The following is a 12,781-nucleotide window of genomic DNA, read 5'->3' as shown; positions in this document are numbered from 1 at the left end:
ACGTACAAATATAGAATAATCTTGTTTGCATTTTCTGTCAATGTTTTCTTACAAAGAACGCTGTGATATACTGAAATTTGTCCGTATACATTTTGGAGGAATGGATATGTTACCAAAATACGCGCAAGTAAAAGAAGAAATCAGTTCTTGGATTAATCAAGGCAAAATACTGCCCGATCAAAAAATCCCTACCGAAAACGAATTAATGCAGCAATTCGGCGTCAGCCGGCATACCATCCGCAAAGCGATCGGAGACCTCGTATCACAAGGTCTGCTGTACAGCGTGCAAGGCGGAGGCACCTTTGTCGCTTCACGCTCTGCTAAGTCAGCGCTGCATTCCAATAAAACGATCGGTGTTTTGACAACCTACATATCAGACTATATTTTCCCGAGCATCATCAGAGGAATCGAGTCCTATTTAAGCGAGCAGGGGTATTCTATGCTTTTGACAAGCACAAACAACAACCCGGACAACGAAAGAAGAGGCTTAGAAAACCTGCTGTCCCAGCATATTGACGGACTCATCGTAGAACCGACAAAAAGCGCCCTTCAAACCCCAAACATCGGCTATTATCTGAACTTGGAGAAAAACGGCATTCCTTTTGCGATGATTAACGCGTCATATGCCGAGCTTGCCGCGCCGAGTTTTACCTTGGATGATGTGAAAGGCGGGATGATGGCGGCGGAGCATTTGCTTTCTCTCGGCCACACGCATATGATGGGTATTTTTAAAGCTGATGACACACAAGGCGTGAAACGGATGAACGGATTTATACAGGCGCACCGGGAGCGTGAGTTGTTTCCTTCTCCGGATATGATCGTGACATTTACAACGGAAGAAAAAGAATCAAAACTTCTGGAGAAAGTAAAAGCCACACTGGAGAAAAACAGCAAGCACATGCCGACAGCCATTCTTTGTTATAACGATGAAATTGCGCTGAAGGTGATTGATATGCTGAGGGAGATGGATCTTAAAGTGCCGGAAGATATGTCTATCGTCGGGTACGATGATTCACATTTCGCCCAAATCTCAGAAGTGAAACTAACCTCTGTCAAACATCCGAAATCAGTGCTTGGAAAAGCAGCCGCCAAATATGTCATTGACTGCTTAGAGCATAAAAAGCCGAAGCAAGAGGATGTCATATTTGAGCCTGAGTTGATCATTCGCCAGTCCGCACGAAAACTGAATGAATAAAAAAAGCAATGTATGGGTCTCCCCGCTACATTGCTTTTTTTATAGTTGTTATCTGTTTTTCCAAACGTCAGCGATGATTTCAAACGAACGCATTCTGTCTGCGTGTTCAAAGGTTTCTGAGTTAACCATAATTTCGTCAGCCTGTGTCGTTTTGACGAAATCTTCAAGCTTCGCCTTCACTTCTTCCGGACCTCCGACAATCGTGGAGCTCAGCTGCTCATTGACCATCGCTTTTTCATACGGGCTCCAGATTTGGTCCATATCCTCAACAGGCGGTTTAAGCTGGTTCGGCGTACCGCGGACAAGATCAAGAAACCTTTGATAATGCGAAGTCGCAAGGTGCTGCGCTTTCTCGTTTGTATCTGCCGCGATAATGGTGACACCGACCATCGCATACGGTTCGTCGAGCACGTCTGACGGCGTGAAGGAATTGCGGTACAGCTCCAAAGCGGGAACCGTATTCGCCGGTGAGAAATGAGCGGCAAAGGCAAACGGAAGACCTAATTCACCTGCCAGACGGGCGCTGAAGCCGCTTGAGCCCAGCAGCCAAATCGGCACGTCTATGCCCTCTCCGGGAATGGCGCGAACTTGATTGCGCACATTTCCTGACGGTTTAAAATAATTGCGCAGTTCCTCTAATTGTTCTGGAAAATCCTCCCCGCTGTTGATGTTTCTGCGGAGTGCTCTGGCTGTCAACTGGTCTGTTCCCGGCGCACGTCCAAGCCCCAGATCAATCCGCCCGGGATACAGTGTTTCCAGTGTGCCGAATTGTTCAGCAATGACTAATGAAGAGTGGTTCGGGAGCATAATGCCGCCGGAACCGACGCGGATTTTCTTCGTGCCTCCGGCAATATGGCCAATCAAAACTGCGGTGGCAGAGCTTGCAACACCTTCTATATTATGATGTTCAGCAAGCCAGTAACGGTGATAGCCCCATTCCTCTGCCCGGCGCGCCAAGTCCATGCTGTTTCGGAATGATTCTGCAATCGTTCCTCCCTGAACAACCGGAGATAAATTCAAGACAGAAAGCAAGGTATCTTTGCGTTGGTTGTTAGACATATTGTTCTCCTTTGCAAATGTGTTATCAGTAAACAGCCCAAAGCTGTCAGGTCATGATTGAAAGAACTTCTATCACACCATAACACAACTGCATTCAGGAATAAAAGAATTTGATTCGATGAAATTCGAACAATGTAAAAAGCATTTATTATACAAATAAATAAAAACTAAAAAATTGTTTCTTCAAACTCACTTTGATTACCAAACTTAAACTAAAAACAGTATCTTCTATTTTTGTTATATATATTTAGTTGTTGATAACCAGAAAACCCCATGATATATTATGGTATATATTAAATAAAAAGGAGATATTTCCTATGAAAAAAACAAGTATAAAAATTTCAGTTATTACAGCATTTACCCTGGCTATTATGTTGTTTTTCGGAAGTTCTAATGCATTAGCAGCCGGCTTTGATTCTGGTAAAATGGAAGATATAAACGTTTGGGGTTATACCGACGCTTCTCATTATACTAAAAAAGCCACATCCGTAGATTTTCTTATCGGTACCAGCTATCCATTTGGTCATAAAAAGGGAACACTATACCTCCAGCGCAAATCAGGGAAATCATGGAAAACATGCAAAAGTAAAACATTTGATTTTGTATATCATGTTGAAAAGTCATTCCCATTAAAAGGATGTTCAACTGGTTATTACAGAATCAAAGCTAAAATTACATATTCTTATAGCAAAGATTATTCATATAATTATTCGAATTCATTCAAAGTAAATCGATAAATTATTAAGCTGTCAGGTAAACTCGACAGCTTTTTATATTATTTAAAAACCATTCGTGTTAGATTCAATTTGTTTTATTACTCCAATATATAGAAGAAACTTCATTAACCAATTTATTGAATTCATTGTTAATAGAAACTAATATAATTAGTGATTTATTTTCCAAACAACTCCTTAGCCATCTCAATAAAGAGCTTAGCCGCCAGAGAAGCCTCCTTTAGCGACGGAACAGCAAGCTGCACATCACGGTATACCTGCGGGTCCAATTCCCGGGTCACCACATGCTCCGGCAGCGGCATCCCCGACATGGACATTTCTGATAAAATGGCCAGGCCCAGTCCTTCTCTGATCATACTGATCGAGGTGTTGATGTTATAGACCGTGAAAGCTGGGTGCAGCGTAGCGCCCGCCTGCCTGAACATATCGACAAATGGTGATTCATAGCCTCCGTCACAGACGATCATCGGTTCATGGTCAAGATCTTTCAGCGTAATGGCCGAATGACTGGCAAGCGGGTGATCGTCCCTGAGCACGACAGCCATTTTGTCTTTTTTCAAATGAATGTACTCCATCTCCTCTGTTGGATACAGAAGAATCCCAACATCTATCATCCGCGTATGAAGCCACTCCTTGACTTCATTTACAGTTCCCTCGTGCAGCACAAGCTCAAGTTTCGGATATTTTTGTTTAAATTCACTGATCAGCTTCGGCATAAAATAAGCCGAGGCAGTTGAGAATGTGCCGATATGGATCGTTCCCAGTTCAAGCCCTTTTTCCGCTGCTGCTACCTGCTCAACTTTTTCAATGCCTTTTAAGACTTCTCTAATGTGTACTAAGATCTGTTTTCCCGTATCTGTCAGCATCAGGCCATTGCGGCGGTCACGAATGATCAGCTTTACATCAAGCTCAGCTTCGATCGCAGAAATCGCATGGCTGACAGCCGGCTGTGTCATGTTCAGCGCCTGACCCGCTTTTGTAAAGCTTCCCGTTTCAGCTATTTTCACAAAAACCTTTAATTGTGTAATGGTCATAACAATTTACTTATGCTCCTTATAAAAAAGATTCATTTTATTTATCTTATGTTCTACCGTATCATATGATGGAAAAGTTCTACAAGGAGTGAATAAACAATGAAGCAGCTCTCAAAAACGCGGACAGCTCTCCTGCTCGCATTTCTCGTCATCATGTGGGGCGTCAATTGGCCGCTGTCCAAAGCCGCGCTCGCCTATTCTCCGCCATTATTGTTCGCGGGCATCCGAACGCTGATCGGCGGGCTTTTATTAGTCATTGTCGCACTGCCGCGTATTCATAAATTACGCTTAAAAGAAACGTGGCCGATTTATCTTGTTTCTGCTCTTTTAAATATTACGTTATTCTACGGCCTGCAAACGATCGGGCTGAATTATCTTCCGGCCGGCCTGTTTTCTGCAATCGTCTTCTTCCAGCCTGTTCTGATGGGTGTATTTTCTTGGCTGTGGCTCGGCGAATCCATGTTTGTAATGAAAGTGATCGGACTCATCCTCGGTTTTGCGGGAGTAGCCGTCATTAGTGCTGCGGGCTTTGGCGGGCATATTTCTGTCATTGGGGTTCTGCTGGCTCTCGGCTCCGCAGTCAGCTGGGCGCTCGGGACGGTATATATGAAAAAAACAGGCAGCCGCGTCGATTCCATCTGGATGGTCGCTCTGCAGCTGACGATCGGAAGCGTGTTTCTGCTTATATCCGGCTTTTGGACAGAAAGCTTTTCGGCGATCCAATGGACAGCTCCGTTTATCACGAGCCTGCTGTTCATCTCCGTATTCGTTATCGCGCTCGGCTGGCTTGTCTTTTTTACGCTTGTCGGTTCAGGAGAAGCAAGCAAGGTCGCATCTTATACTTTTTTGATTCCGCTCATATCAATCGTGGCCAGCTCCATTTTCCTGCATGAACCGCTCACCCTTAGCCTCTTGGCAGGGCTGATGCTGATTGTCACGAGCATCTGTCTCGTGAATACAAAATCAAAAGCGCAGAAAGCTGCGGCGATTGGTATAAACGAGAAAGCTGCACAATAATAAAAACCCTCTTGCCGGATGCGGCAAGAGGGTTTCTTATTTACTGATGCTTGCGTCCTTTGACCAAATATGCAACTGTAATCAAAAGGTAGATCGCCGCAGTAATGCCGGTAATGACAATTGATGTTGTCATGATGACCCCGATTAGAATGGCGAGTAATGCCACAATCGCAAACCATGTCGTGTACGGGAACCATTTTACATAATAGGCCGGTGTTTCCGTTTGCTGTTTTCTCGATTTTAAATGAGCGAATCCGATGATCAGCCAAATGAATAAAACGGTATATCCCAATGATCCCATTAAATAATTAAATGTTTGGCTTCCTGCGAACAGAGAAATCAATACGCCAATATAGAGAGAAGAAGTGCACATCAGAATCGCAAACATCGGTACGTTTTTCGATGAAAGCTTCGAGAAGACCTTTGGAAGCCTTCCGTCACTTGCCTGTGTATACAAAATGCGTGATGATCCGTATAAACCTGAATTCATAGAAGAAATGATCGCCAGCAGGATGACTGCATTCATGATATGATCCGCGCCCGGAATGCCTACCATTTTAAAGACCATCACGAAAGGACTTTCCGGAACGGAATTGACTTGGTTCCATGGAATCAGGCTGACGATGATGAAAAACGGCAGCAGGTAAAACGCGACAATCCGTGTCAGTGTGCTGCGGACAGCTTTCGGGACAACCTTTTCCGGATTTTTTGTCTCTGCAAGCGTTACACCGATAATTTCTGTACCGCCGTAAGAGTAGATGACGACAAGCATCGCCGTGATCAGCCCTGTGCCGCCGTGCGGGAAAAATCCGCCGTGGTCTGTCAGGTTGGAAAATCCGGATGCTGTATGATCACCGAATGATACAAATAAGAGCAGCAATCCCAGAATAATAAAGATAATAATAACGGTAATCTTGATCATTGCCAGCCAATATTCAGTTTCGGCGAAGATTTTAACAGAAAGCAAGTTTACAATCGTGACGATAAGAGAAATTCCTAATGCCAACACCCAGATCGGGCAGCCCGGCAGCCAATATTGAATGAAAATCGCAGCTACAACAGCTTCAGCCGCAATGTTAAGCACCCACATTTTCCAGTAGATCCAGTCCAAAAAGTAAGCGGCGTAATTTCCCAATACCTGCTGGACAAGATCACGGAAGGTTCTGGCGTTACGGTTTCGAACAGCCATTTCCGCCAGCCCCTGCATAATAAACAGCAAAATAATCCCGCCGAGCAGGTATGCGATAATGACAGATGGCCCTGCCACATCGATCGCTGAGCTGCTCCCCTTAAATAAACCTGCGCCGATTGCTCCGCCCAGCGCCATCATCATAATATGGCGGGACGTCATCGTGCGTTTTAACGTTTGATTGTCGTTTTTCATCCTCTTCTACCTCTCCTTCTCGTTTTCAAAAACAAAAAAGCCCGCCGTCTCCTACCTAATCTAATAGATAAAGAGACGACGAGCCTTCGGCTGACCGCGGTACCACTCTTGTTGATTCTTCATAAAGAATCCTGCTTTTGACCTGTAACGAAGGTTAGCCGTTAAAACATAGGGAATATTCAATCTATTCCGTTCCGTCTTACCACTCCCGGGCGAGTTCAAAGAAGAATCAGGCTGCGTCGCACCACCCCGCAGCTCTCTGTTCTGATCACTTTCTTTTACTGCTCCCAATCTATGTGTTTTAGTTTTCTGAAAAACTCAAATTTTATGATCTGAATATATTAACATAATATACGTGCTTCTCTTTTAACTGTCAATAACTTCAGAGAAAAAAGAAACTGTTATTTTGTCCCTTTTCGAATGGCTTTCCAAAAGGATTCTGATTCGTTTCCTAATGCGTAAACTGAAACACCTGCTATTTTATATTGCTTTGCCAGATGGCTTTTCGTTTGAACGGTTTTTTCGTTTTCATACCACACGACATGTTTATGCTTCTTTTTGTCAACATAAGAAAACGTCATCGAGCCTGATTTTTTGTTGAATGCCGGCTTTGCTTTTTGTTTTTTGATGAGGGATTTGAGCTCATTCCATTCCCTTATTGTGCTGGTACTTCCGTCTTTTACATCCCAGTCATAGCCGTACGCAGGGATTCCCATGATGACTTTATTGGCTTTGATCTTTTTGACTGAAAACTGCAGAGAGCTTTTGATCCAGTTTGTGCTTGCCACTGACCCCGGCTCACCCCAAATGCCGTGTTCATCGTAGGTCATGACTTGTACGAAGTCGGCATATTTGCCGATTTTCGCATAATCATACGGCCAGCTCCAGTCATCATTTTTATCATCGGCGCTTTTGGCCGGAACGGATACCATTGTTTTAATATGTTTCTTATTCAAAGCCTGTGAGACATATTGAATGAAGTTCGAGTATGCAGCGCGGTCTTCTGGATTTACTGCTTCAAAATCGATATTGATTCCGTAATATGAGTGCTTTTTGGCCAGTGTAATTAACTGATCTGTGAATCGTTTTTTCGCTGTTTTATTACTCATGACTCGACTCGCTAAATCTCCGTCAAAGTCATAAATGGCATCATTATAGTTTGAAATGACAGCCCATGTCTTGATTTTTTTCTTTTTCGCATATGTCAGCTGCTTAGTTGGGGCATCGCCAATCACATGTCCGTTTTTTTCAAACGCAAATGTATCGGTTGCGATGGCATTCATGTATGTATGATATTTCGTGAGAGAATTGTATGAAGCCGTATCCCCAGTCGTGTAGCCTAGTGTCATTCCGGCTGCCTTCGCTTCTGTTTTTGTATACATAAACAGAACAATCGCAATCGCCAGTGAAACCGCTATGATCAGCCACTTTTTCATCGCATTTCCTCCTATTTCAAGTCATACTCTTCTCATCGGCCAAAAAATTGGAAGTTGAAGTTTTTTCAAGCAAAAAGCCCGGCATATGCCTGCCGGGCTTCCTGAGTTCAGCGGTCAGAGACGAGAATATATGCTGCCTTGACTGGTCCATGCACCCCCACAACTAAATCCATTTCAATGTCGGCTGAGTTACTCGGTCCGGTAATGTAGTTGATACATGAAGGAACAGTGACACCGTTCGCAATGTTTTGGCGGATGATATCACTGGCTTGTGTCATTCTCGGTACAATGCTTGATTTCGGCACGATCGCAATATAAGTCGTTGGCAAAAGGCTGACAGAGCGGCCGATGTCTTTTGAGGAGAAGAGGACAACCGTCCCCGACTCAGCCAATGTAATTTCGCTGAATGTAATCCCTACATTGGCTTGCTCCGCTTTTTTAATATTTTCCTCGCCTTTGTCAGCATCCCACTCCCAGACCGGCGTTCCTTCACTCGGCCAGTCCTTGGTGACCAGGCTTTTCAGTCCGTATTCTTCAAAGCGGGGGTCCTTCGGAATGATGACAGGGCCTCCAGAAAAGCGGCTGACTTGCTCGCGCAGGGCATCGTAAAGGCCGGTTGAATCCGTTTCAATCAGCTCTGTATGGATTTTGACACAATGGTTTTTGAGCACTGTGACTAAGTCATCCGCTGAATAACCTTCAAGTGTTTTATATTGCGGCTGATGCGCCCATTCAGGGACTGCCACGCCTCCTGTTCTTCGTTCACGGCCCAGGCTGGATGCGATTCGGTTTAAAAAGCTCTCTTGATTCTGAATAGTTCCCTTCGTCATCACTGCTCCTCCTTCGTGCGTTCACTTGTTTCTCTGTCCGCAAACCAGTCTCTGAATCTCGATTTATGCGGTGCCGGGAAGTCGCGAATCTGGGTCCAATTTTTAAGCGGGCCGGGCCCTTTCGAAATTTTTTCGTCCTCTGTAAAAGGCGTCATGGCGGCCGGCGCCCATTTTGAGCCCATTTTGTAAAGCGATAAGGAGGATGCGCCAAGTCCGAATGCTTTCATTGCAAGCTTTTCACTGATCGGCGCCCTGCCTTCTTTTTCGACGATATTCTGACGATGCTTGAGTAGCAGCTCATGAAGCGGGATTTTGACCGGGCAGGCTTCTGAACAAGCAGCGCACAGTGAAGATGCGTACGGCAGCTCCTTATAATCGTCATAACCGCCGAGCAACGGTGATAAAACAGCTCCGATCGGCCCCGAGTAGATTGAGCCGTATGAATGTCCGCCGACATGGCGGTACACAGGACAGACATTGATACAGGCGGCACAGCGGATACATTGCAGCACAGACTGGAATTCCGTTCCAAGGATATTGGATCGTCCATTGTCAACGATGACAAGATGGAATTCTTCCGGACCGTCCACTTCACCTTCCAGCTTCGGACCCGTCAAAGCTGTAATATAACTTGTCAGCCGCTGTCCGACAGCACTTCTTGTCAGCATGCTGACAAGCACTTCAAATTCAGAAAATGACGGGACAATCCGCTCCATTCCCATGACGGTAATTTGTGTTTTCGGCAAGGTGCTCACAAGCCGTCCATTTCCTTCATTGGTCACAAGGCTGACAGAACCCGTGTCAGCGATGGCGAAGTTACAGCCGGTAATGCCGATATCCGCTTTCAGAAACTTTTTCCGGAGAATGGCGCGCGCATGCATCACCAGCTCTTCCGGTTTTTCTGTATGTTGATAGTCCAGCCTTTCTTTAAACACATCGCGTATCTGCTCTTTATTTTTATGAAGGGCGGGCGCTACGATATGTGACGGCGGATCGTGATCATCGATCTGCAAAATATACTCGCCGAGATCGGTTTCTACGACTTCACAGCCTTCCTTCTCCAGCACCTCATTCAGATTGATTTCCTCTGTGACCATTGATTTAGATTTCACAATTTTCTTCCCGTTCTTCTTTTGAATGACATCACGAATATAAGAAGACGCCTCTTCCGCTGTTTCCGCGAAATAGACATGTCCGCCTCTTTTCGCCACATTTTCGGCAAGCTGTCCGAGATAGAAATCAAGGTTTTCAAGGACATGCTGCCTGATTTCCTCTGATAATGAGCGCCACTCCTCCCAGTTTCCCAGTTCTTCCGCTGCCTCTAGGCGCCGCGTCCGCAGACGCTCCTGTGCACCTGAAACAGCGCCTCTCATAAATTCATTATCAATCCCCTGTGATACCCGCTCTTTAAAAGCGTCAGTACCAATTTTCATCGCCATGATCCTTTCCCCCTCTGAATCCAGTTTTATCTGCTGTTGAGCACTTCGGCGATGTGCATCACTTTGACATTCTTATCTTTTCGGCCAAGCCGTCCCCCGATATTCATCAAACAGCCGCAGTCAGCACCGATCAGCACCTCTGCTCCCGTTTCCTCCACACATTCGACTTTTTCATCGACCATCTGCTCAGAAATCTGCGCCATCTTGACGGAGAACGTTCCTCCGAATCCGCAGCAGTTATGTTTGCCCGGAAGCTCTGTAAACTGCAGGCCCTTCACATGGCTCAACAGCTTCATCGGCTCCTCCCGAACACCCAGCAGCCTAGTCATATGGCACGACGTATGTAAGGTCGCTTTTGTATGAAGGGTCGCGCCGACATCCTCTACCCCAAGGACGTTCACAATAAAATCTGTCAGTTCATACGTTTTATCCGCCAGCTTTTGCGCTTTATCGGCCCATTTCGGATCATCCTGAAACAGGTGCGGATACTCCCGGAACATCGTTGTGCAGGAACCGGAAGGACTGACAACATATTCGGAATCCTGAAACGTTTCGATCATCCGTTTCATTGCTTTTTTGGCGTCATTTACATAGCCGCTGTTGTAAGCCGGCTGTCCGCAGCAAATCTGCCCTTCCGGAAAATCAACCTCGCACCCAAGCCGCTCCAGCAGCTCAACCGTTGCTTTTCCGACATTTGTTTGAAACATATCAACAAGACAAGTGACAAAAAGTGAGACTTTCATGATGAACCCCTCTCTCATCCCCAATATATGATCAGGTCATCTGATGACCTGAGTTAAAATAACTATATGAATATCGTACACTATTCTGACAATGGAAGGAAAGAGTTTTCTAGGGATATTTTCATTTGTGGCATATCAAAAACACTCCCGATCTCCCAGGAGTGCAGTATATGGTTAGATCCAGCCCTTTTCCTCAGCAATGCTGGCGGCTTCTGTCCGATTTTTCGCATTAAGCTTTTGGATGATTTCTGAGATATAGTTTCGAACTGTGCCTTGAGATAAATAGAGCTCCAGCGTAATGTCTTTAGTTGTCTTGCCTAAAGCCGCAAGCCTCAGAATTTCTTGTTCTCTAACGGTTAGCGGATTTTCGTCTCGCATCATATTAAACGTCAGCTCGGGGCTGAAGACACGTTTTCCCTTTACACATTTTCGAATGGCATCGGCCAGATCGTCAATTTCGCCGTCTTTCAGCAGATAGCCATGTGCACCGGCCTTTACGGCGCGTTCAAAATATCCGGGGCGGGCAAAGGTGGTTAAAATAATGACCTTGCTGACGCAGCCTTTTTTCATTAATTCCTCTGCCACATCCAGCCCGCTTCGAACCGGCATTTCAATGTCCATAATGCATACATCCGGCTCCAGCTTCAAAATAGCATGTAGCGCCTCTTCCCCGTTCAATGCTTGTCCGATGACTGTCATATCCTCTTCTAAATCAAGCAAGGATCCCAAAGCGCCTAAAAGCATGCGCTGGTCCTCAGCAATAAACAGACGAATCATTCTTTTCGTCCTCCAATCATTCTGCTTTTTTAATAAGCGGAATCGTCAGTGCCACAACCGTTCCGTTATGATCTGAAACCGTTAATCCCCCTTCAATGAGCATGAGCCGTTCTTCCATTCCCCACAGGCCATTCCCAAACATTTTCTCCTTCGGCGCTCCCTTTCCGTCATCCCGTATTACGATCCTCATTTTGTCAGCAAATTGAGAAATGGTGATGGCACAGTGGGTTGCTTTGCTGTGCTTGATAATGTTAGTCACGGCTTCCCGCATACACATACTGATAATATTTTGAGTGACGGGAGATATCACTGAAAAGTCGTCGGCTCCTTCGTATTGAAAGGTAATGTTCCCCGCTCTTAATATGTGCTGAATGTTTACGAGCTCCTCTGTTATCGTGACCGTTCTCATATCAGAAACCAGCTCTCGAACTTGCTTGAGTGCGGAGCGTGAACTGGTTTCCATTTCTTTTGCCTCAAGCTTGGTCCGTTCTGGATCAGATGCAGCCAGCCGCTGAATGAGCTGGCTTTTTAATGTAAGCAGCGACAGAGTGTGGCCAAGAGTATCGTGAAGATCACGGGCGATTCGAACACGTTCCTCCCTTTTAGAGAGTTCTTTTATCTGTTCGTTGGCTTGTGCAAGCTTAGCTTCAAGCTCAATCCTCCGAAACATAGAACGAATTCCGAATGGAGAAATGAGCATAATGACGAGAAACGGGAGAACAGAAAAAAGCTCCCGAAGCGAGACCGAATTCGCGATAAATTGGTATAGGCATGGAAAAAGCAGTATAAAGATTAAAGCGCAGAACGCACGGTTAAAATTCGTTTTCTCTTTGTAATAACCAACAAAGTTTGCCGGAAAAAAACCTAAGTATATATAGGTGATATTGTAAAACACACTATACATCAAAATAACCGCCATTTGCACGATAAGCCAATATGTAAACGAAGCTTTGCCCACGCTGCAGAATAACTGGCGATATGCCGCTACAAAAAGGAGCAGCATACCATATCCGATCCCCTGTTTGACCCCTGATTCTTTTAATAAAGAGAGGAACGGCATAATCGTATACACCAGAAAGATATAAGGGAAAAACCCGAATTCCTTCGGGAAAATAGATATTGCCTTTTTCATG

The 12,781-nt window shown here is 45.2% G+C and carries 12 protein-coding genes and 1 other annotated feature; of the genes, 3 read left to right on the top strand and 9 right to left on the bottom strand.

What is annotated here, in order from left to right:
- Positions 1-106: 106 nt before the first annotated feature.
- A complete protein-coding gene (araR, locus tag BGM23_RS04745; RefSeq protein WP_003243070.1) occupies positions 107-1,195 on the top strand; it encodes an arabinose utilization transcriptional regulator AraR in 1,089 nt (362 codons plus the stop codon).
- A 48-nt stretch (positions 1,196-1,243) separates the two neighbouring features.
- On the opposite strand, the gene BGM23_RS04740 is transcribed toward araR, so the two are convergent.
- Positions 1,244-2,254, bottom strand: coding sequence for an LLM class flavin-dependent oxidoreductase (locus BGM23_RS04740; RefSeq protein ID WP_003228318.1), 1,011 nt, complete (start codon positions 2,252-2,254; stop codon positions 1,244-1,246).
- Between the two features lie 317 nt (positions 2,255-2,571).
- On the opposite strand from BGM23_RS04740, the gene BGM23_RS04735 reads away from it, so the two are divergent.
- Complete coding sequence (locus BGM23_RS04735) at positions 2,572-2,991, top strand: hypothetical protein (RefSeq protein ID WP_029318390.1); 420 nt, start codon at positions 2,572-2,574, stop codon at positions 2,989-2,991.
- A 155-nt stretch (positions 2,992-3,146) separates the two neighbouring features.
- On the opposite strand, the gene BGM23_RS04730 is transcribed toward BGM23_RS04735, so the two are convergent.
- Entirely contained in the window at positions 3,147-4,022 is an 876-nt protein-coding gene (locus BGM23_RS04730; protein WP_029725944.1) for a LysR family transcriptional regulator, read from the bottom strand.
- Between the two features lie 99 nt (positions 4,023-4,121).
- On the opposite strand from BGM23_RS04730, the gene BGM23_RS04725 reads away from it, so the two are divergent.
- Entirely contained in the window at positions 4,122-5,039 is a 918-nt protein-coding gene (locus tag BGM23_RS04725) for a DMT family transporter (RefSeq protein WP_015714729.1), read from the top strand.
- 40 nt (positions 5,040-5,079) lie between these two features.
- Here BGM23_RS04725 and BGM23_RS04720 read toward each other — a convergent pair whose 3' ends face one another.
- From BGM23_RS04720 to yvfT, 7 genes are all read right to left on the bottom strand, one after another.
- The gene (locus BGM23_RS04720) at positions 5,080-6,423 is read right to left on the bottom strand and encodes an amino acid permease (RefSeq protein ID WP_003228313.1); all 1,344 of its coding nucleotides are present in this window, start codon (positions 6,421-6,423) and stop codon (positions 5,080-5,082) included.
- Between the two features lie 68 nt (positions 6,424-6,491).
- Positions 6,492-6,727 (bottom strand) — a binding site (T-box leader).
- A 97-nt stretch (positions 6,728-6,824) separates the two neighbouring features.
- Positions 6,825-7,859 (bottom strand): glycosyl hydrolase family 18 protein, encoded by a 1,035-nt coding sequence (locus tag BGM23_RS04715; protein WP_029318387.1) that lies wholly within the window; start codon positions 7,857-7,859, stop codon positions 6,825-6,827.
- A 107-nt stretch (positions 7,860-7,966) separates the two neighbouring features.
- On the bottom strand, positions 7,967-8,689 hold the full coding sequence (lutC, locus tag BGM23_RS04710) for a lactate utilization protein LutC (RefSeq protein ID WP_046663970.1): 723 nt from the start codon (positions 8,687-8,689) through the stop codon (positions 7,967-7,969).
- A complete protein-coding gene (gene lutB / locus BGM23_RS04705; RefSeq protein WP_046663971.1) occupies positions 8,689-10,128 on the bottom strand; it encodes a lactate utilization iron-sulfur protein LutB in 1,440 nt (479 codons plus the stop codon). Before lutB ends, lutC begins: the two co-directional genes overlap by 1 nt.
- 26 nt (positions 10,129-10,154) lie before the next feature.
- Positions 10,155-10,871, bottom strand: coding sequence for a lactate utilization iron-sulfur protein LutA (gene lutA, locus BGM23_RS04700; protein WP_024573483.1), 717 nt, complete (start codon positions 10,869-10,871; stop codon positions 10,155-10,157).
- Between the two features lie 174 nt (positions 10,872-11,045).
- Positions 11,046-11,648 carry a two-component system response regulator YvfU gene (gene yvfU, locus BGM23_RS04695; RefSeq protein WP_015251201.1) on the bottom strand — a complete coding sequence of 201 codons (603 nt, stop codon included), beginning with the start codon at positions 11,646-11,648 and terminating at the stop codon, positions 11,046-11,048.
- Between the two features lie 16 nt (positions 11,649-11,664).
- Positions 11,665-12,780 (bottom strand): two-component system sensor histidine kinase YvfT, encoded by a 1,116-nt coding sequence (gene yvfT / locus BGM23_RS04690; RefSeq protein WP_003228300.1) that lies wholly within the window; start codon positions 12,778-12,780, stop codon positions 11,665-11,667.
- Between the last annotated feature and the right edge of the window lies 1 nt (position 12,781).

It is taken from the genome of Bacillus sp. FJAT-14266 (assembly GCF_001719225.1).
In the GTDB taxonomy this organism is placed as follows: Bacteria; Bacillota; Bacilli; order Bacillales; family Bacillaceae; genus Bacillus; species Bacillus subtilis.
This window is presented reverse-complemented; position numbering and strand designations above follow the sequence as displayed.